The 22,383-nt window shown below is 42.2% G+C and carries 12 protein-coding genes; all 12 read right to left on the bottom strand.

What is annotated here, in order from left to right; all coding sequences use genetic code 11:
• Positions 1–28 precede the first annotated feature (28 nt).
• The 12 genes from IPL24_05450 to IPL24_05395 all read right to left on the bottom strand — a co-directional run bounded on the left by IPL24_05450 (position 29) and on the right by IPL24_05395 (position 22,369).
• The gene (locus tag IPL24_05450) at positions 29–1,264 is read right to left on the bottom strand and encodes a hypothetical protein (GenBank protein ID MBK8363135.1); all 1,236 of its coding nucleotides are present in this window, start codon (positions 1,262–1,264) and stop codon (positions 29–31) included.
• A 327-nt stretch (positions 1,265–1,591) separates the two neighbouring features.
• Positions 1,592–2,836 carry a T9SS type A sorting domain-containing protein gene (locus IPL24_05445; GenBank protein ID MBK8363134.1) on the bottom strand — a complete coding sequence of 415 codons (1,245 nt, stop codon included), beginning with the start codon at positions 2,834–2,836 and terminating at the stop codon, positions 1,592–1,594.
• Between the two features lie 4 nt (positions 2,837–2,840).
• Positions 2,841–3,479, bottom strand: coding sequence for a hypothetical protein (locus IPL24_05440; protein ID MBK8363133.1), 639 nt, complete (start codon positions 3,477–3,479; stop codon positions 2,841–2,843).
• A 62-nt stretch (positions 3,480–3,541) separates the two neighbouring features.
• Positions 3,542–5,347: a hypothetical protein gene (locus tag IPL24_05435; protein MBK8363132.1), complete on the bottom strand. Its 1,806-nt coding sequence runs from the start codon at positions 5,345–5,347 to the stop codon at positions 3,542–3,544.
• Positions 5,278–7,680 carry a hypothetical protein gene (locus IPL24_05430; protein MBK8363131.1) on the bottom strand — a complete coding sequence of 801 codons (2,403 nt, stop codon included), beginning with the start codon at positions 7,678–7,680 and terminating at the stop codon, positions 5,278–5,280. Before IPL24_05430 ends, IPL24_05435 begins: the two co-directional genes overlap by 70 nt.
• 91 nt (positions 7,681–7,771) lie before the next feature.
• The gene (locus IPL24_05425) at positions 7,772–9,631 is read right to left on the bottom strand and encodes a hypothetical protein (GenBank protein MBK8363130.1); all 1,860 of its coding nucleotides are present in this window, start codon (positions 9,629–9,631) and stop codon (positions 7,772–7,774) included.
• A gap of 306 nt (positions 9,632–9,937) precedes the next feature.
• Positions 9,938–10,342 carry a hypothetical protein gene (locus IPL24_05420; protein ID MBK8363129.1) on the bottom strand — a complete coding sequence of 135 codons (405 nt, stop codon included), beginning with the start codon at positions 10,340–10,342 and terminating at the stop codon, positions 9,938–9,940.
• Positions 10,297–10,635 (bottom strand): hypothetical protein, encoded by a 339-nt coding sequence (locus IPL24_05415; GenBank protein MBK8363128.1) that lies wholly within the window; start codon positions 10,633–10,635, stop codon positions 10,297–10,299. The genes IPL24_05420 and IPL24_05415 overlap by 46 nt, the downstream gene beginning before the upstream one ends.
• Positions 10,562–11,095 (bottom strand): hypothetical protein, encoded by a 534-nt coding sequence (locus IPL24_05410; protein MBK8363127.1) that lies wholly within the window; start codon positions 11,093–11,095, stop codon positions 10,562–10,564. The genes IPL24_05415 and IPL24_05410 overlap by 74 nt, the downstream gene beginning before the upstream one ends.
• Complete coding sequence (locus IPL24_05405) at positions 11,059–20,643, bottom strand: lamin tail domain-containing protein (protein MBK8363126.1); 9,585 nt, start codon at positions 20,641–20,643, stop codon at positions 11,059–11,061. Before IPL24_05405 ends, IPL24_05410 begins: the two co-directional genes overlap by 37 nt.
• Positions 20,631–20,834 (bottom strand): hypothetical protein, encoded by a 204-nt coding sequence (locus IPL24_05400; GenBank protein ID MBK8363125.1) that lies wholly within the window; start codon positions 20,832–20,834, stop codon positions 20,631–20,633. Before IPL24_05400 ends, IPL24_05405 begins: the two co-directional genes overlap by 13 nt.
• The gene (locus IPL24_05395; GenBank protein MBK8363124.1) at positions 20,831–22,369 is read right to left on the bottom strand and encodes a hypothetical protein; all 1,539 of its coding nucleotides are present in this window, start codon (positions 22,367–22,369) and stop codon (positions 20,831–20,833) included. The genes IPL24_05400 and IPL24_05395 overlap by 4 nt, the downstream gene beginning before the upstream one ends.
• Between the last annotated feature and the right edge of the window lie 14 nt (positions 22,370–22,383).

Below are 22,383 nucleotides of genomic sequence, written 5' to 3'. Positions count from 1 at the left end.
AACCGCCTTCCAAAGTGAAAATTTCAGATCATGGGTGCAGTGAAAATACACCTAAATTGTTATTCTGATCATAAAATGGAAAATCACCGGCATCAACAAATCCATCGCCATTCATATCAGTTGCATAATAGTCGCCGAAGAGACCTTCTGAATTATCAAAATCAAATAATGGAAAATCTCCAGCATCAACAAATTCATCCTGATTTAAATCACCTGTATAGAATGCATATACTCCTATATCTACCATCGATGCATTATCAGCAAATGTTTGCGACTGACCTGATGTAAAATCGTATGTAGTGAAAGTTGGATTAATTAAAATAGCATTACTCCATGACTGAACAGTGTTTCTGTGATAAACAGCGACATAAAAAGATTGTCCTGCTGCACCTGCCGGTAAAGCGCAAGTGATCTTACCATCCGTCATAACAACACCACGAATGGAAGCATAAACTGTAGCCGGATTTGCTTCCGGACGTAGTTCAATAGTTACAGAATCAGTCTGCAGATACGAAACGCTTTTCACAGCCTGATTCAATAACACTGATTGCATTGTTGAACTTCCGGCATAATAACCTTCAAGCATCATTGTTAACTCAAGCAAAGGAAAACAATTTCCAATGTTTACAGCTGCTCTGACAGTAGATCTTGAATCTGCATCAGATGTTGAATATGTTTCATCATTGAATTTTGCAACACCATTGTAAGTTCTTCCGGGATAAAACAATTCATAGTTTGTTGTGCAACCTGTTTCTCTCCACGAGAAAGAAGTTCTCAGACGTAGTGGAGAATTATTTGCCACGTAATTGAATTTCATATCCGGAGTAGCACATCCGTAATTTACAGTATTCGTAGCACGAATTCTTGTAACACGTAATGGATTTACATCTACCAGGGTTGAAATACAAGTTGTAGGACTTGGCTTTACATTATAGTTCACTGAACAGTTGATCAGTTTGTCTGTAGAATTCCATTGATATGCTCCATTGTATGAAGGCGATGCAAGTTCAGAATAACCAGGCGCAGTTGATAGTGTTAATGTTCCACCGTTCACCCATGAAGAATTCACATAGATACCGGCTTGAAAAGTTCTCAGGTCAAAAGTAGAAGTTACTCCACTTGCTTTGACCATGACATCAAATTCATAAACGTTTGGAGAAATATACATTGGACGATCAATGTAAAATGACGCGCTTGGATCAACAGCTTTCACTGCGAATGATTGCACAATGAATGCAAGTACAACTAGTAATTTAATTTTCATGTTACGTGTTTTGATTGACTGGAAATGCACTATTTCCGCTTCACTAAAATAGACTTTTTTTGTCACCATTACAAGTCTTTTTCAAAAAATTTGAAATTTTACATATTATTTCACAGCCATTTCAGAATTCCTGTTTTTAATCCTACCTCCTCACGAAATACTTCAATTTTGCGAATTTGTACCTGGAATTCACTCAAAACAAGTTACATTTTTCCAGCAGATTCTGCAGAAAAGGCACATAAAAGGGTAGAAAATCAGGAAAATTAAGGACAAAAAAAAAGCGGTAAGCACAAGTGCTTACCGCTTTTTTAAAAACTCTGGTTAAGATTATTCTACTACAAGGCGAAGAGTTTCAGTAGTACCATCATTAGCTGTTACGCTAACCATGTACATACCTTTAGCTACACCTGTAAGGTCGATTTCCGTTGTATTGTAATCTGCTGTTGCGTTAACAACATCACTGATCAGTGTGTTACCGATCATGTCAGTTACTTTTACAATGTATTTAGACTCAGTAGCTGCAAAGAAAGAAACAGTTGCTTTACCTGATGTTGGGTTTGGATATGCACCAACTTCTGTACTAACACCTGAAACGTTATCTGCTGCAGTACGGCAGAATAGGTTAACTGATACATTTCTCTGACCTGGCTGAGAAGCACCACAAGCGTTGTTTGCGTTTGCACGAACAACTGCTGAAGATGTCAAAGCTGTGTTGAAGTTAACTGTTGCACTTGTTCCTGATGGAGCGATTGAAGCACCACCTGTTACTGACCATAAGTATGAAGTCGCACTTGCTACCGGAACAACAGAGTAAACAACAGCAGATTGTGTTTTACAAACTGAAGTAGGACCAGTTACTACCGGAGCAGCTGGACGAGATGTTACAGTGAAACAACGAGCCGGACCTGTACCACAAGCATTCGTTGCGCTTACGCAAATGTTTGCTGAGTTAGAAGTGAAGGCAGGTGTGAAGTCAACAACGATAGACAATCCGTTTGGTGCTGTTGAAACGATGTTCACACCAGCTGGAACTGACCATGAGTAACCTGTTGCTCCTGTTACTGCTGCAATTGAATATGTAACTCCTGTTAATCCACATAGACCAGATCCTGGACCTGTGATACCACCCGGTTGAGTTGGAGTTGAACGAACAGCGAATGTACGAGCATAAGAACCACAAGAATTAGATGCAGTAATTGACACATTTCCTGTTGTCCAAGATGGACCGAAGGCAATCGTTGCTGTAGTTGTTGCACCAACTGTAGACTGAGATACAACTGTTGCATCACCAGTTACAGACCAAACATGTGAAGTAGCACCTGTTACAGTAGCCATTGAATATGTAGCTGTACCGTTAGCACAAACGAAGTTAGGACCAGACACTGTATTAGAGTGTGTTGGAGTTCCTGTGATTGTCATACCACGAACAGCAGAGATACCGTTACAGTTAACACCACGAACCTGTACTGAACCTTGACCGAAGCCAGCCGGTACACTTACCTGAACTGTGTTTGTTCCCTGACCACTAACAATTGCTACTCCTGTACCTGTTACAGTCCAAGTATAGCTCAATGCGTTAGCACCAGGTTGTTGAATAAGTATAAGTTCCAGGACCACAAGCTTCAACCGGACCTGAAATTGGAGCAGGAACGCCTGGATAAACTGTGATAACCGGGATGTTCATACAAGATGTCATTGATGTTCCGCAAGTATTTACGGCAGCAACACAGATGAATCCACCAGCATAAGTAGAGTTAAACGCTACTGTGATACTGTTTGTAGTAGATGAACCTGTTGCACCTGTAGGCAATGTCCAAACATAAGATGATGCACCAGGAACCGCAGCTACTGAATACACGATACCAGATGTGTTACGACAAGCACCTGCAGGACCACTGATTGAACCTGGAGTTGAAGGAGAACCACCTGAACCACCTACTGTAGCTGAAGCAGAACCTGTACAACCGGTTGCATCAGTAATAGTTACTGTGTAAGTTCCGATTGCAAGACCTGTTGCTGTAGCAGAAGTCTCACCATTTGACCACAAGTATGTGTAAGCACCTGTACCGCCTGTAGCAGTTACAGTAGCTGTACCATCAGTACCAGCACATGAAGAAGGAGTTGTTGTTGTTGTTCCTTCAACTTTTGTTGGTTGAGTCAATGTTACTGAAGCTGAAGAAGTACATCCGTTAGCGTCAGTTACTGTGTAAGTCAATGTACCTGCGAATTGGTTGAATGAACCAGTTCCAGAATATGGAGATGTACCACCTGTTGCAGTTACGTCAACTGAAGTTGAACCACCAAAACATACAATTGTCCTTTGGCTGATGCAGAAGCTACTAATTGATTAGGCTCAGTGATAGTGATTGAAGTTGTAGCTGAACAACCGTTAGCGTCAGTAACTGTGTAAGTATAAGTTCCTGCTACTTCAGAGAATGAACCAGTTCCTGTATAAGGAGCTGTTCCGCCTGTTGCAGATACTGTTACTGTTGAAGAACCACCGTTACAAAGAATTGCTGTAGCTGAAGACGAAGCAACAACTGCAGAAGGCTCAGTGATAGTGATTGTAGTTGTAGATGAACAACCGTTAGCGTCAGTTACTGTGTAAGTATAAGTTCCTGCTACTTCAGAGAAGTTTCCTGTTCCTGTGTAAGGAGCAGTTCCACCTGTTGCAGATACTGTTACTGTAGATGATCCACCGTTACAAAGGATCGCTGTAGCTGATGAAGAAGCAACAACTGCTGTAGGCTCAGATACTGTGATAGTAGCTGAAGAAGAACAACCGTTAGCATCTGTTACTGTGTAGTTATATGTTCCTGCACCTACTGTGAATGTTCCTGTTCCTGAATATGGAGTAGTTCCACCTGTTGCAGATACCGTTACTGTAGTTGAACCACCGTTACAAAGGATAGCAGCATCTTGTGTTGCAGAAGCAACTACAGAAGCAGCAGGCTGTGTAATTGTGATTGTAGTTGTAGTTGAACAACCGTTAGCATCAGTTACTGTGTAAGTATAAGTTCCTGCTACTTCAGTGAATGTTCCTGTTCCTGAGTAAGGAGCAGTTCCACCTGTTGCAGATACTGTTACTGTTGAAGAACCACCGAAACAAGCGATAGCTGTAGCTGAAGACGAAGCAACAACTGCAGTAGGCTCAGTGATAGTGATTGTAGTTGTAGCTGAACAACCGTTAGCGTCAGTTACTGTGTAAGTATAAGTTCCTGCTACTTCAGAGAATGAACCTGTTCCTGTGTAAGGAGCTGTTCCACCTGTTGCAGATACTGTTACTGTTGAAGAACCACCGTTACAAAGGATTGCTGTAGCTGAAGACGAAGCAACAACTGCAGTAGGCTCAGTGATAGTGATTGTAGTTGTAGCTGAACAACCGTTAGCGTCAGTTACTGTGTAAGTATAAGTTCCTGCTACTTCAGTGAATGTACCTGTTCCTGTGTAAGGAGCAGTTCCACCTGTTGCAGATACTGTTACTGTTGAAGAACCACCGTTACAAAGGATTGCTGTAGCTGAAGACGAAGCAACAACTGCAGATGGCTCAGTGATAGTGATCGTAGTTGTAGCTGTACAACCGTTAGCGTCAGTTACTGTGTAAGTATAAGTTCCTGCTACTTCAGAGAATGAACCTGTTCCTGAATATGGAGCTGTTCCACCTGTTGCAGATACTGTTACTGATGAAGAACCACCGTTACAAGCGATTGCTGTAGCTGAAGAAGATGCAACTAAAACTGAAGGCTCAGTGATAGTGATCGTTGTTGTAGCTGTACAACCGTTAGCATCAGTTACTGTGTAAGTATAAGTTCCTGCTGTTTCAGTGAATGGACCTGTTCCTGTGTAAGGAGCTGTTCCACCGGTTGCAGAAACTGTTACTGTTGATGTTCCACCGTTACAAGCAATCGCTGTAGCTGAAGACGAAGCAACAACTGCAGAAGGCTCAGTGATAGTGATTGTAGTTGTAGCTGAACAACCGTTAGCGTCAGTTACTGTGTAAGTATAAGTTCCTGCTACTTCGGAATACCTGTTCCTGTAAGGAGCGTTCCACCTGTTGCAGATACTGTTACTGTTGAGATCCACCGAAACAAGCGATTGCTGTTGCGAAGAAGAGCTACTAACTGAGAAGGCTCAGATACTGTGATAGTAGTTTGAGCTGAACATCCGTTAACGTCAGTTACTGTATAAGTATAAGTTCCTGCACCTACTGTGAATGTTCCTGTTCCTGTTACCGGTTCAGCACCACCTGTTTGAGATACAGTTACTGTTGTTGTTCCACCGAAACAAAGGATTGCAGCACCTTGAACAGATGAAGCAGTGATTGTACAAGCAGCAGCACCTACAGTTGCACAAGCCTGAGCTGTACATCCGTTAGCATCTGTTACTGTGATACAATATGTACCAGAACCTAAGTTAGTAAGGTCTGTGTATGTGTATGGAGCTGTTCCACCTGTTACTGAAGAAACAGAAACTGTTCCATCAGTACAAGTTGGGCAAGATGCATTTGTTGAAGTTGCTGAAGCTAAAAGAACAGCCGGCTCAGTGATTGTCACTGATGTTGTAGCTGTACAACCGTTAGCATCTGTTACTGTGTAAGTATAATTTCCTGCACTTGCAGTGAAATCACCTGTTCCTGTATAAGGAGCAGTTCCACCTGTTGCAGATACTGTTACTGTTGAAGAACCACCGTTACAAAGGATAGCTGTTGCAGATGAAGAAGCAACTAACTGAGTTGGCTCAGTGATTGTTACTGAAGTTGAAGCTGTACAACCGTTACCGTCAGTTACTGTATAAGTATAAGTTCCTGCTACTTCAGAGAATGAACCTGTTCCTGTATAAGGAGCTGTTCCACCTGTTGCAGATACTGTTACTGAAGATGATCCACCGAAACAAGCAATTGCTGTTGCAGAAGAAGATGCTACTAACTGAGAAGGCTCAGATACTGTAATTGTAGTAGAAGAAGTACATCCGATATTATCAGTTACTGTATAAGTATATGTTCCTGCTCCTACTGTGAATGTTCCTGTTCCTGATACCGGTTCAACACCACCTGTTTGAGAAACAGTTACTGTTGTTGTTCCACCGAAACAAAGAATAGCAGCACCTTGAGAAGATGAAGCTACTAATGCACATGTTGGAGAAGTTACTGTTGCAGATCCAGTTGATGTACAACCGTTAGCATCAACTACAGAAGCTGTATAAGTACCAGCAGCCAGACCAGTTGCAGAAGCACCTGATTGAGCCGGTGAAGAATCCCAAGTAATAGTATATGGAGGAGTTCCACCGTTTACTGATACTGTTGCAGTTCCATCAGATCCCGCAGGAGTTGTTGTTGGAGTTGTACTTGCAGATGAAGTAAGAGCACTTGGCTCACTAATTGAACCAGAAGCAACTGCTGTACATCCGTTAGCATCTGTTACTGTGAATGCATATGGTCCTGCAGTTACAGGGAAGTTTCCTGTTCCTGAATAAGGAGGAGTACCACCTGTTGCAGAAACTGTTACTGAAGAAGAACCACCATTACAAAGAATCGGAGCACCCTGAACACCTGAAGCAACTAATTCTGCTGAAGGGCCTGCAATCGTTACTGAAGCTGTAGCTGTACAAGCATTAGCGCCTGTTGCAGTTACTACATAAGTTCCCGGAGCTAAGTTTGAAGCTGTAGCTGTAGATTGAACCGGAGTTGTATTCCAAGAATAAGTAACCGGCTCAACACCACCCGTAGATGTTGCTGTAGCTGATCCTGTTCCACCGAAACACAATACGTCAATTTGAGATTGAATAGATGCTGTTATAGCACATGAAGAAGGTACTGTTAAGGCACATGGAGCAATCAGCGTTTTTGTAAGCGAAGGTGCCAATGATGTTACCGTATTACAGTTCAAATAAACAACCATTGTTGCTGTTGAGTGAAACGTCAGCTGAGCCTGAGCTCCTGGGTTGAAAGTATTCATTAAAGAATTGCTAAGTGTTAAAGCAAAACGGCCAATTTTAACTGTTTGTCCAGGTAAAACCAAAGGAGCAGTACAACTTCCATTCAGATAAATAGAAGTACCGGTTGATACCTGCCACTGTCTTGAAGCAGCTGTATAACTGAAAGTTGGTGAAGCATTTGGCGGAAAAGAAAGTGGCATTACCGACTGTCCGTCATTTACATAAGAAAAACTTACTGTGTTTACACCTGCTGTTGGTAATAAAGCAGTACCATGATTCATTCGAATAACCGTGGAGTTGATGTGCATGTCTGCAGGTCCGCTATTCGTCATCATAACGTCGAACGTAATTACGTTCGGTGTTATCGTACAATTGTCAGTAGACATAGAATAACTCTGTCCACTACTTGTCCCCAGGGCCGTCAGGAAGACGAGCAAGGTCATGAAGACCCCTCTGGTGAGTTGATGCGTAATTGTTTTCATGTATTGTTTGTTTAGTTAATTGTTAGTTTCTTTTTAGATGATAAAAGAATAGAGGTGACAGAGCTGGGCCGCTCTATCACCTCTAAACTGTTTATGGATGGATTGAGAATACCCCAGCCGAGTTATTGTTATCATAAGACGGGAAGTCAGCAGCATCTACGAAGCCGTCGCCATTCAAGTCTGTTACATAATAATCACAACAAGCACCCGCTGCATTATCGTTATCATATTGAGGGAAATCTGCTGCATCAACGAATTCATCCTGGTTAATATCACCCGTGAAGATTGAGTAGATACCTTCGCTAAAGTCATCAGCCATCCAGCCAGAGAATACATTGGCAAGAGATGAACTGAAGTCATACGAAGCAGGAGTTGCTGTTGCAAGAGCGATATCAACTGATGACCAAGTAAGGATGCTGTTACGGTGACGGATAGCAATGTAATATTGACCATCAGAACCATAAACAACAGCCGTTGCAGAACCATCTGTCATCAACACCGCTTTTGCTGAACCAGCAAGTAAGAATGTTGAAGCATCATAGATCTCAACTGTGATAGTATCCGTTTCAGCACCTGTAGCTCCCGGTACAAATTGATTTGCTAAAACCGGTTGCATAGTACCTGCACCTAAGTAGTAACCTTGTAAGTAAGCAGTAAGGTTGATCGTCATTGGAGATCCACAAGCAACTGTGAATGTTCCGCTAACTGCTGTACAGTTACCTGCACCTGATACTACTGTGATCGGACCTGTTGTAGCTCCCGCAGGAACTGTTACAGTGATCGTGTTATCATCTACGAAAGTAAATGATGGCGCAGGAGTACCATTGAACAATATAGCTGAAGGTCCAGTGAACAATTCACCTGTGAATGCACTACCCGTGATTGTGATCACATCACCGTTACAACCTGTAGTTGCAGAAAGTGAAGTGATGATCGGAGTAATATCATTCGCTACTGAAACAACGTTTGAAGTTGTAACACAACCGGCAGGAGATGTAACATTGAATAACAATACTAATGGATTCGAGATGTTAACGAAGTCAGTAGATGTAGATGTCAATGTGATTGACGGAGTCGTACTGAAGTTTTCATCAAACCATTGGATCGTTGATCCAGGATCTGCACCTGTGATGTCTGCCGTAAGTGTAATACTTGCAGGAGTTACTCCATCCCAACATAGGCTATATCCACCTGAAGAGGTAATGACAGCTGTTGGAGGGAATGGATTAGAAACTGCTGTAAAGCTTGCAGTCTGAGAACAACCGTTAGCATCAGTAACTGTTACTGAGTACAATCCACCAGTCGAAATTGAGATCGTTGGAGTTGTTGCTGTAGTTGACCATAGATATGAGCTGAATGATGGTGTTACGCTCAATGTAGCTGAACCTGGAGTACAGAATGGACCCGGATCAACAATTGAAGCTGTAGCAACAGTAAATGTATTTACTGTTATAGAACCAGACGCTGAACATGAACTCGGTCCATTATCCACAATTACAGTGTAAGTTGTAGTTGCTGAAGGAGTAACTGTTGTTGTCTGAGTTGTAGCACCATTAGACCATAAGTAGTTAGTATAACCAGCACCTGCATCAAGTAATACTGATGTTCCAGGACAAACTGTTCCTGAAGGTGTAGCTGTTACTGTTGGATCTGCAACTGTTGGTTGAACAGTTAACGTAACAGTAGCAGTTCCTGTACATCCACCCGCACCTGTTGCTGTAACAGTGTAAGTAGTTGTAGATGTCAATCCTGTAATTGTAGGATCAGCAGTTGTAGAACCTGTCAAGTTTGTTGTAGGACTCCAAGAGTAACGTAATGCAGGAGGTGTAAATGTGTAGATAGTTCCTGTTGGAATATCTGTAGCAGAAGCAATTGAATTGTTTGCTGTTACGATACTTGCAGTAGAAGAACTTGCTGGCGTTGCAGGAGTAACACTAATAAAGTTACCCACAGCTCCTGATAGACCAATTGAAGCAGTTGGCGCAGATTAGCGCAGTAAGTGTTGGACCATATATAAACTTGATTTAGCCATTCTGATTTAAGCTTAACCTGGATATCAATTGTTGGGTTGGTTGTAGAACCCTATTCCCAATTGCATGCATTCCTTCCACTGAACTGTTAATGTATTTGGGATGTTCCTAAGTAGGTATTGAGATCGTTCCAGTTGCCAGGTTATTATCATCCCAGATTGGACCGATCACTTGCACGTATTAATAGTTGCGAAGAATTCGAGAAGCTTAACCGGTTTGACCCATTTCTAATGATCCATTGTTAGGAGATACCGGAATACAGTAAATGTAGTACCATTATAAGCGAATGAGAAACCAATAGGAAGGTTACCAGTGTGACCATCATCACCTGTTGCTAAAGTAACTGTAGTTCCTGTGATCGGTGTAAATGTACCGGGTGAACCCGAGAAGCTATAAAGACTGGAGCTCCATGATGAAGTACTTACTGCATGCAATGTTGTACTCAATGGAGAACAACCTGTTGTTACATCAGCAGTTGCTGTTACAGTTGTAGCAGGATAAAGAATAACCGGTACTGTTGTAGAAGCTGTACAAGTTCCAATCGTTCCTACTACTGTATAAGTAATAGAAGCAGTCGGAGTTGAAATTACTGTTGCTGTATTGTAAAATTCAGACCAGTTGCAGGTGACCAAGCATAGCTTGTAGCGCCTGAAGCTGTAAGTGTCAATGAACCACTTCCACAAACCGGAGCGTTTCCTGAAACTGTAACAACCGGAACAACATTAGCAACAACTGCAACAGTTGCAGTAGCTGTATTCAAACATGCATCAGTAACTGTTACTGTGTATGTTGTTGTTCCAACCGGAGCTATAACTGATAATGGTGAAGTTGTACCAACAACGCTAGTACCATCACTCCAAGAATAAGTGTATGGAGAACCACCACCTGTGATCGGAGCTGTTAAGTGTATTGGTTGCTGTACCATTCTGACAGAAGTTATTGTTACTTGAAGCGGCAGTAACGCTAAGTGGTTGACCAACATTGATCGTTGCTGTTGCAGTAGAAGTACATCCACCTGCTTCAGTAACTGTAACTGTATAAGTAACCGTAGCCGGGCCAGTTAATGGACCTGCAACCGGATTCGCAATTGTTGTACTTGACAAGTCAGTAGCCGGAGACCAGCTATAAGTGAATGAAGGAACTGCAGGTGATACAAATCCACCATTGTTTGTTCCAACGTTCATTACGTTAGTTGTTGTATTAGACTGTAACCAGTCGCCACCTACGTTATTATCAATTGAAACAACTCTTCTTGTTCCGGCAAAACCACTTGCAGATGGAGCATTTGTTGTCCAGTCAGCCGCAGTTACACCAGTACCAGCATTGAATGAATAAGTATTCGTTGCTACTACATCGATAATCTGAGAACCTGATTTAAGTACCAACCCAGGTTTGTACCTGAAGAGTAAGAATCATTCGTACCACCTGTATTGAAATATAGGTCTACCGGTGAATCTGTTCCTGTACCAAGATTTAACGTTAACACACCACCTGCAGGGATAATAGTTCCTGGAAGGAATGTATAAGCGTGATTTGCAGTAGTTGAAGCAGAAGTATAATCGAAGAACTGATAACCGCTCACATCAACAGAAGCTGTTGAAATGTTAGTGATCTCAACTAAGTCAGCACCTGTAATAGCTGCCGGATAAGTTGGAGTTGCACCTGTACCAGTTCTGAACAATACTACTTCTGTGAATAGAAGTGCTGAACCAACTGAAGCACCCGATGCCTGCAACTGTGAAGTTGCACCTGAACAGATGTTTGTTGGAGTTGCCGTTGCAGAAGCATTTACAGGAAGACCAACTGTTACAGTTGTTGTAGCCGAAGCTGTACAACCGTTAGCTGCTGTTCCTACTACTGTATAGATCGTAGTTGTAGTCGGAGAAGCTGTTACCGGATTGATCGTTGAATTGTTCAATCCTGTGATCGGCGACCATTCATATGATACAGCACCGTTTGCAGTAAGAACTACTGAACCGCCTGCAGGAACTGCACAGAATGCAGCAGATGTAGGTGTAACACCAACTGTTGGTGAAGGTAATGTAGTTACGCTCACTGAACTTGAAGCAGTAGCACCACAATCATCAGTTACTGTAACTGTGTATGTAGTATTTCCTGCGATCACTGTGCTCAATGAAGCTGTTGTACCGATTACGTTAGTACCATCGCTCCAAGAATAAGTGTATGGCTGACCACCACCTACTACTGTAGAACTTAATGCTACTGATGCACCTGTACAAGTTGAAGTTACGTCTGATGCCGCTGTAACTGATAATGTCTGTCCAATGCTTAGTGTAACAGGTACACGTGGGCTAGTACAGAAACCATTGCTACACTCTGCATAGAATGTATAGATTCCAGGAGTGTTTGAATCTGCAAGACCTGAACCTGCTAATCCGATTGGATCAAGAGTTGGGTCAGTGCTGATAGAAGTACCGCCTGTTGAAGCTGTAAACCAGTTAAGTGAAGAAGAAGAAACTGTGTATGTGATAATGATCTCAGAGCTGAATACTGCTAAGTCACCTGTACCATTGTCATCAAGTTCGTCACCTAAAATAAGGTTAAATGTAGCTGCAGACGTTTGAGAATATCCTGTAAGTGGAATATCAAACGGTGCAAAGTTAGCCGGGCCTGTCGCAGTTGAGATTGATCCAGGACCAAGAATATAATCACCTGATAATCCTAGGCGAATATCTGAAGCCCATGAATATGGCGCAAGTGCCTGAACACCTGTCATACGAAGAACTGCTGACTGAACTACTGCACCTGCAGGTAATGCCGGTACTGTAAGTGTACTAACAGTTGTTACAACCGGGTAAGTTCCTATTACTAAGAACGGAGCACCACCGAATGCATGAGTTGTTGTTGTTGTTGTTACTGTACCACAGTTAGCAACAAGACCCTCACCTGTAGGGATACTAGCTCCTGTACAGATTGAATATCCAGTTACTACCGGTGATGGAGGAGCAACAGTTGAAACTGTTACTGTTATTGTAGTCGAAGCTGTACAACCGTCTGCACTCGTTCCAACAACAGTATAAGTAGTTGTTGTAGTTGGAGAAGCATCTACTGAAGTACCTGTAGTTGCAGAAAGAGCTGTAGCTGGTGACCATACATAAGTAACGCCTCCGGCAGCAGTTAATGTAACTGTACCTGTATTACAATATCCACCTGCAGAACTTGTAGCTGTTATTGTTGGAGCAGCACCTACTGTTACGTTTACTGTTGCACTTGTAGTTGCACCACAAGCGTCAGTTACGATCACAGTATATGTAGTAGCAGCAGTTGGAGTTACAACGAATGAATTTCCGGCTTGTGGTGGTGTGAAACCAACACCGTCACCGAATTCATATGTGTATGGAGCTCCACCACCTGTTACTGTAGCTGTAAGAGTAGTAGTACCACCTGAACAAACATTCAATGGCGAAGCATTCAATGTTACTGATGGCGGAACACCTACTAATACTTCAACTGTAGCACTCGCTGTACAACCACCATTTGTGCTTGCAGTAACTGTATAAGTTGTAGTTGCAGTTGGTGTTGCGATTGGATTTGCTATTGAAGCGTTATCCAGATCAACAGAAGGCGACCAGCTATAAGTTATAGCTTGTGATGGTGCATTGAATGTATAGATTGTTCCTGCACTTGGAGATGCAGCATTTCCATCATTCGCTGCAGCAGTACTTGCTGTATTTGTTGCGAAAGTCAAACTCTGGAAGTTAGTTGCACCTGCAGTTAAACCACCTGATGCTGAACCTGTATTTCCCATCGTTCCATAACGGAATTCGATTTTGTTTGATGTTTCATACAACCAAGCCTGGAATGTAGAGTTGGCTGGGCCAGCTAATACACGTGGCATAGTTACAAACCATTGTACAATGAAGATTCTGTTTGGAGCTGTTCCTGTTACAAGAGTCTGTACGTTTCCGTCAGTTCCTGTTGCAAGGTCATCCCAAATTGGATAGATCTTCGGTATGTTAGTAGTAAGAGCAACTCCATTGCTAAATGAGCTTGTTGCTGTTGCACCACCTAATAAGATCCATCCGTCAGGAGATACAGAATACTGATTGTATGATGTACCGTTGAAGCTGAAGTTGAATCCAATTGAAGCCGGAGCACCTGTTGGTGTATCATCATTACTTGAACCAATTACTTGTGTAGCACCTGTCATTGGATCAAGTGTAGTACCTGTTCCTGCTGAGAATGTATAAACATTTACAGTGCTAGGAAGTGGAGCAGTTGCAACTGAATTCAGTTGTGATGTTCCGCCTACACAAATACTGTTTGGTGTAGCAGTCGCAGTGATACTTGTAATCGCAACCCCTACTTCTACTGTATTAGTAGCTGTAGCAGAACAACCTAAACTTGTACCTGTAACAGTATAAGTAGTTGAAGCTGTTGGAGTCGCTGTAACTGTAGCTCCTGTTGTTGCGCTCAATCCCGTTGCCGGTGACCAAGTGTACGTAGTAGCACCTGATGCAGTCATACTTACAGAACCTGTTACACAGTATCCTGAAGCAGTTGGCGTAATAGCAACTGTAGGAATAGGATTAACAGTTATTGTATGAGTTGCTGAAGTTGTGTTACCACAATTATCAGTTACTACTACAGTATATAATGTTGTAGTTGTTGGAGAAATCGCAAACGTATTTCCGGCTTGTGGAGGTGTGAAACCAACACCGTCACCGAATTCATACGTGTATGGAGCTCCACCACCTAATACTGTTGCAGTAAGAGTAGTTGAACCACCAGTACATACATCAGCACCGCCTAATGTTACTGTAGGTAATGTACCTGCATCAACACTAACTGTAGCTGTAGCTGTACATCCACCAGGATTTGTCATTGTAACTGTGTAAACAGTCGTTCCTGTTGGAGGTGTAGCGATTGGATTTGAAATATTCGGATCATCCAAACTTGCTGATGGCGACCAGCTATATGTGATCGTGCCACCTGAAAGCGGAGTAAATCCACCGTTGTTTGTTCCGATACTCTGAGCAGTAACAGACGAAGCAACCCAGTCTGAACCGGAATTGTTATCAATTGCTGCTGTTCTTACTGTACCTGCATTTCCACTTGGTGAAGATGCAAATCCTGTCCAGTCAGTAGCAGTAACACCTGTACCTGCGTTAAACACATAACCACTGTTTAAGCCAACAGCATCAGCTACAATTGAACCGGATTTGATTACAATTCCAACTAAACCGCCTGAGCTATATGATGTTGTACCACCTGTGCAGAAGAATAGGTTGCTAGGAGAATCTGTTCCTGTTCCCATCTTCACTACTACCACACCACCTGCCGGTACAATTGTACCTGAAGCAAATGTATATGGATGTGTCGCTGTTGCAGAGTTGCTAGAATAATCAGCAAATGTAAATCCACTGATATCGACAGATGTTGAAGAGATGTTTGTAAGCTCTACATAATCAGCATCACCAGTTCCGATATGTACTGGATAAGAAGGCGTTTGACCTGTTCCACCACTAAATAGCGTTACTTCTGTGATTTTGATCGCTTGATAAGGATAGAAACTAACACCACTTCCTTGTAATTGAGTTGTACCACCGGCACATACTGAAGGAGGTGTTGCAGTAGCAAGTGCGTCAATTATAGGAGTTCCATAATTAACAGTTGCTGTTGCAGTTGAAGAACAACCATTAGTTGTACCTGTTACGGTATACACTGTGTTTGCTGTTGGTGATGCAATTACTGTTGCACCTGTAGCCACGTTAAGTGAACCAGCCGGTGTCCAAGAGTATGTTGTTGCACCACTTGCTGTCAACGTTGATGAACCTGTAACACAGATTCCTGATGTTGAAGGCGAAACGGCAACTGTTGGATATGGTTGATCATGTAAAGTAACGAAGCCTGAAGTTTCAATATTTCCACAAGCATCTGATACTTCTACATAATAAGCTTCATCTGCTGTTCCTGACATCACAATTGAAAGTGTTGCGCTTGTCTGACCTGAAACCGGTGTAGCAGTTACATCATACCACTGATAAGTATAAGGAAGACCACCACCAACTGCTGTAGCAGCTACTGATGAAGTCTGACCAGTACAAACATAAACGTCTGTAGGTATAGTAACTACTAATGGAGCTGCAACTGTAACAAGAACACTTGAACTTGATGTACATCCTGCTCCACTTGACACAACAACTGTGTAAGTTGTTGTTCCACTTACTGCAACTCCTGTATTATTCTGAGTCGAAGAAGTGAAGCCCGCTGGATCTGATGTCCAAGAGTATGTAGCTGATGGAGGAGTGAATGTATATAGAGTTCCTGTTGGAATATCTACTACACTATTAATTGAATTATTAGGAGTTGCAGATGATGTAGTTGGCGTTACGGCAGGTGTTACGCTGATATAACTTCCAACAGCACCTGTAATACCAATCGATGCAGATAATGTATTTGCTACAAGGTTTCCATAATGGAATTCAATTGTACCATTCTCGTGCATTCTGATCTGGAAATTACAAACTGGATTGGCTGTGCTTCCACTTCCACCAATTGACATGTTAAAGTAATCAACTGTACAAACTCTATTTGGAGCAGTTCCGGTTGTTAAATATGAAATTACACCGTTAGTGCTATTATCGTCTTCCCACATTGGTCCGATTATATTAGCAACTGTTGCTAATGTATTCGTGATCTGAGAAGCTGCAACTGAACCCATTTGAATTGCACCATTCGATGTAATACCGAATGTTGTAAATGGAGAACCATTGTACATAAATGTAAATCCAATTGGAACACTTGCCTCGAACACATCATCTCCGACTGCTGTACTTGCTGTACCACCACTAAGTGGAACATAGGTTGCAGTAGATGCAGCGAATGAATAAGTTGTTACAGCAGAAGGAAGTACTGCAGTTGTAGCATTCAAATCAATAGTTCCAGGACCACAAAGGTTATTAGAACTAGCAGATGCAGTTGTTGTTGGAGTAACATTAATAGTAACCGCTACTGCTGTAGAAGTAAATGCACATCCGTTTTCAGTTACTATAACAGTATATGAACCAGATGCAAGCGGAGTAAATGTGCTTGCTGTCGCTCCTGAAACCGTTGTACCATTTAACGACCATTGGTATGCCGGAGTTGTTGCTGACGTTGATGCTGTCAATACAGTTGGTGTTGCTGAACAGAATGTTACCGGACCTGCAGGACAAATAACTGCTGTAGGAACCGGATTAACTGTTACAAGTACTTCTGCTGCATCTGCTGATGTAGAAGAACTTGCACAAGTTACTGTAAGGATATAATAAGCTGTTGAAGTTACAGTTGCAACATAAGCCGGTGAAGTCGCTCCACTGATTGGAGTGTACGGGCCACCTGACACTGCTGAACTTGACCACTGGTAAGTGATACCAGGAGCTGTATTGATACCTGAAGTAGAGAATGTAACTGAACCTGATCCGCAGAATGTAAGCGGTAATGCAGGAGATGTTGAAATAACACCTGCGTCAACCGTTGTACAAGCTACCGGGTTAGTTCCTTCAAATTCACGTGCTCCGATATCAGGAGCTGTTCCTGTTCCAAGATATCCAGGGTTACCTGCACGGATTACCGATGCGAAGTCGTCTGTGATACCTGTGATATTCACACCACCACTTTCAGCAACTGAAGTACCTGCAGTGATTTGTAAGAAATCAACTGAAGAACCTGTTGTGCTGATGAATGCCGGATTTTCTGTAACTGATGAATTATCACGAGTTGCTACTAATGTCTGGAAGTTAGCTAAAGTTGCCTGAGCTGTTGTTCCATCATAGAATATCGCAGTAGTTGCTGAAGGCGTTGCACCTGCCCAGAACAAGTTGTTATTAGACAAGCTTGAGTAGTTAGTTAACGCTGCAGCAGTACGACGGTAAGCAGAAGCTACACCCGTACCATTCGGAGTTGAATTATTTACAAAGATGTTGTTACGAAGAACGATCGTAGTCGGAGTTGCAGATGAATACATCGCAGAAGTGCTGAAGTTAGCACCACTTGAAGTTGCATTTAAATGAACTGAGTTGAATACGATATTGTCAGTAGTTCCTCCGTTAGCATTGATACCGGCAACAGAAATTGTTCCTGTTGCAGCCGGTGCACGTAGATCAGCAATAGCGTTGTTGTAAACGTTATTTGTAGTAGCTCCGTTTAAGAAGATACCCCAAACTGAAGGACCAGTTGAAGTTGATGATAAATCATAAACCTTGTTTTTAAAGATGTTATTAGTTGTACCACCTGCAGATGTAATACCTGCGATAGTTCCACCTGTACCACCTGTTGTACCGGTACTATTCAATGAGTGAACATCATTACTGCTCATATTTACGTTTCCTACTGTACAAACGATACCGTTCATAGAAGCACCACCGACACCACCTGATGTAGTTGTGAATCCATAAACCTGATTAGAACTGATCGTTTTTGTACCAGCTACCGTGTTTTCACGGATACCTGTAAGTGTACCAGTTGTTGGCGTTGATAGATTGCGTACGATGTTATTAGTAATATTTACAGTGACTGCAGAAGCAAGATTGTAGATACCATCAATACTACCTGTTGAAGTTGCAGCAGAGAATGATATTCCATCAATAACGTTGTTACCTACATTCATTGTAGCCGGACTACCCGCAATAATACCTCTTTGAGTTCCACTAACACCTGTACGGTTAATGTTACTGATCAGGTTATTATTAATATTAAGTGTAGTAGGTGTACCTCCGGAAATTCCAAGGTCAATTGCTGTTCCACTTAATGTCCAGTTTTGAAGAGTATTACCATTCATATTTACTGTTGCAGCTGTTGCAGTATTCAAGATACCTGTAACAACTCCAGTTGTAAGTGTAGAAGAGTTAATAACTACTGTATTACCGTTCAAATCAACTGTATTTGAAGCAGCTGTTGATCCAATAATATTCTCTATACCTCTTGTGATTGCAGTTGTAGCACCTGATGTTAATGTAACTAAGTTATTAGTAATAGTTGCATTTGCACTTGTACCTGCTTCACCATATATACCACGAAGGATTGTTACGTGATTTACACCAGAGCCATTGTTGTTATTTACAGTGTTGTTAGAGATAATTACTCCCCACTGATTGTTAACACGAATACCTGCTGAAGGATTTGCTGCTGATGCTGCACCACCAAAGTTCAGGATGTTGTTACCGGCAACTGAACCGATATCGTTTCCTGTATCACCTAGTGTGAATGGCGTTGCTGCTGCGAAACCGTTGATCACGATACCGTAGTTTACATTCTGAATTGTGTTTCCGTAGAACTTGTTATTTGAGTTTGTTCCGTCAACTGTTGTAGGAGTCAATGAAGTTACCGCAGCAGTATTTGTTGAGTTAACAACATTGATACCGATTGAACCTTCTACCATTGGACCTGAACCAGATGCGTTATTTACTCTGTTCAATGTAACAACACAATTTTTGATCGTATTATTTTGTGCACCATTTGTTGCACTTGCTTTGAATAATCCGTAACCGAATTCCATCGCTGCAGGATTCACTGTATTGTTGTCCTGAAGATCGATACCATCGATTGTTACATAATCAGATCCTACTAATGACCAGATACCGTTTGGAGTAGCTGATGATGAAGTTCCAGTACCACCACCGAAAGCCGTAACTTTTGGATTAGCACCTGCACCTGATTTCTGATAAGTAATTGTATTAGTTGATGTTCCTGTTGCAGTCATCACGATACCATTGGTAAGCGGATTTGCTGTTTCAGTGTGACCACCTGCTACGTTAAATGTAACCGCACCTGCGATTCCATAAGTATTCATATAGATTACAGAAGCTGCAATTGTTGCGAAATCTGTACATCCTGTTCCAGGGATTGCATATGTTCCTGCAAGCGCTGTTACTTCTGTAAGTGTTACAGAAGCTGAAGCTGTACATGCATTAGCTGCAGTTGCTGTTACTGTGTAAGTTGGAGTACCTGCAGAAACTACAGCAGGAGTTGTAATGTTAGCCGTTGTTTCTGAAGTTGACCATAAATATGAAGCTGCATTCGTCGCTGTAGTTGTAAGCGTTGAAGTACGGCCACCAAGTACTGTTGTACAAGAAGGAGAAATTGAAATTGTAGTACCAAGAGAGATCACTACGTCATCGAAAGCTGCAAGGCAGGTTCCGGCTCCGTCTGGATCATCAGTTGTTAACGTTAATGTTACTGTACCGGCAGCAAGATCAGCTCCTGATGGAGTATATGAAGTTGCTGTTCCGAATACATTCGATGGATTGAATGTACCTGTTCCGCTTGATGTCCATGTTCCTGTTGTTGCAGCTCCACCAATTGAACCGGCTAAAGTATAATCACCTGAACAAACTGTAGCATCTGTTCCTGCATTTGCAGTAGCAGGGCTAGCACAAGGAATCAGACTGAATGTAGCACTGATCGTATGAGCAGCTGTAACGTTCGTGAAAGTATGTGTTGTTACTGCACCTACTGAAACTGCATCTACCAATACATCCTGAACCTGATATCCTGAATTTGGAGTGATCGTGAATGTTTGATTCGCACCACAATCAACAGATACTGAACCTGATGGAGAAATTGATCCATTTGATCCCGCACTTGCTGCTATTGTATATTGTGTGAATGTAATTACAAAAGGAGCAGATGTAGCTGTACATCCGTCTGCTGTAATTGATACTGTATATGATCCCGGTGCTGTAGCATTAAAAGTAGATGCTGTTTCACCTGAGATAGGAGTTCCACTTTCATTCCACTGATATCCTGTGATCGATCCTGAACCGGATGCAGTCAACACGATAGTTTCTGTAGGACAAATTGTATTTGGAGTTCCTGAAATTGAAGCTGTATTTGAAGTTACAGAAACCGCAGATGTTGTAGCAGAAGCTGTACAGCCAAATGAATTACTTGCAACTACTGTAAATGTAGTGCTTGGCACTAGGTACTGCACCTGTAGGATTTTTGAAGTGAAGATGTAAATCCTGATGGAGTTGATGTCCAGGCAAAAGTTGCCGGAACAGGTAACGGAGCAGTAATAGTGATATCATCAAGATCTAGATAATATTCGTCAGCCAGTGAATATGCATTCCAGGCAAAATAATAAGTATTGCTTGAAGATGGTGTAAACGTAGTAGTTCTCAAAGTATATGTACTCGCTGTGTGACTACCAAGATCCTGAAGTGTAGTTGTTTGAGCCGCAATCGAAGCTGCTGTTCCAACTGTAACTTTAAGTCTTTCAGGAATGAACCTGAAGTCAATTCCCAGTATGTAATGGTATAAGTAGTACCTCCGTTTAATGCATAACCCTCTGTAAACAACCAAGAGTTTGCCGCATTAGCCGAATTATACAAATACTGCATTACACTTGTTCCACTATGTGCCGAACCACTTGGAGAGCTTGTTGCCGTCCAGTCGTTTCCACTTCCACCGTTTATCACAGACCAACCTGCAGGAAGACCTGATTCAAAATCGGTAGTTGCAATAGTTGAAGTAGAGGTTTCTCCTGAAACTGCTGAGGATGTAAGGTCAACCGTTCCACCTGCACAAACTAGTGATGCAGAAGCAGAAGCCGACACAGAAGTCGGAACCGGTCGAACTGTTAAAGCCGCAGTTGCAGATCCTGTACATCCATTTGCTGATGTTACAGTTACTGTGTAAGTAGTATTGGATACAGGACTTACAGAAACTGCTGCAGTTGTTGCTGCACCAGGTGACCATAAATATGTTTCACCACTTCCACTTGGAGTTGATGTTAAGGTTGCACTTGAACCTGTACAAAGATCTGACGAAGATGGCGAAATAGCTGCCGTTGGAGCAGCATTCACTACTATCGCAACTTCATTTGAAAGAACCGTTGTAGGTCCGTTAGAACAAGTTACTGCCAACACATAATATGTAGTTGTTGTAACACCTGAGATAGCTAAACTTGTAATTGTAGCTCCTGAGACGTTTGCATAACCTGAACCTGAAGTTGCAGAACTTTGCCATTGGTATGAAATACCGATATCAGCGCTTGCTCCTGCTACCGAAAGCGTTGAAGCTGCAGTTCCGCAGAATGGACCAGCCGGTGAAGCCGAAGCTGTACCTGCTGTTGGCGAACCTGAACAAGTAGCAGCAATATTGATATCATCGATATGGAAGTCATAATCAGGAAGATCATCAACTCCTTCGCTAGCGAAGAATGCAATCATAATGTCCTGACCTGCATAAGATGCAAGACTGATCGACTGAGTTACTAATGTATTTGTGATCGATACAGTATTTGCAGCATTGTAAACCTGAAGGTTACTCCAAGTTGCACCACAATCTGTAGAGATCTTAACAATTACCTGATCATCTGTTCCCTGCATTCCTGACGGATCTGCAGCTGTAGATGCGAAATCAGTAATTGCTATTTTAAATTCTAATACTGTGCTTGAAGCAGCAGTAAATTTCGGTCCTACCATCCAGTCAACTTTTAAGTTTGAGTACAAGTTGATCTTAGATGTTGTAGTTCCGGAAAGTGTTGTATTTGTCCAGCCTGAAGTTGTTCCTGCCGGTGTTGTAGCACCTTGTGCTTCATACCAGTTAGGGAAAACTGCCGTTAATTTACTTCCTGTAAAACCAGTGAAGTTTACTTGTTGTGGCAATGAAACCGGAGCAACAACTGTTCTGTTTGCAGCTTGGCATTGCATCATTTGTTGCATTACCA

It is taken from the genome of Bacteroidota bacterium, assembly GCA_016711505.1.
Lineage (GTDB): Bacteria > Bacteroidota > Bacteroidia > AKYH767-A > 2013-40CM-41-45 > JADKIH01.
The sequence above is the reverse complement of the archived record's forward strand: the minus strand, read 5'-3'. Positions and strand labels throughout refer to the sequence as shown.

What these genes read in the sequence shown, in the direction of transcription:
- IPL24_05450 (MBK8363135.1), bottom strand. Translation starts at nt 1,264, where the DNA reads ATGAAAATTAAATTACTAGTTGTACTTGCATTCATTGTGCAATCATTC.
- IPL24_05430 (MBK8363131.1), bottom strand. Translation starts at nt 7,680, where the DNA reads ATGAAAACAATTACGCATCAACTCACCAGAGGGGTCTTCATGACCTTG.
- IPL24_05415 (MBK8363128.1), bottom strand. Translation starts at nt 10,635, where the DNA reads ATGGTACAGCAACCAATACACTTAACAGCTCCGATCACAGGTGGTGGT.
- IPL24_05395 (MBK8363124.1), bottom strand. Translation starts at nt 22,369, where the DNA reads ATGATGCAATGCCAAGCTGCAAACAGAACAGTTGTTGCTCCGGTTTCA.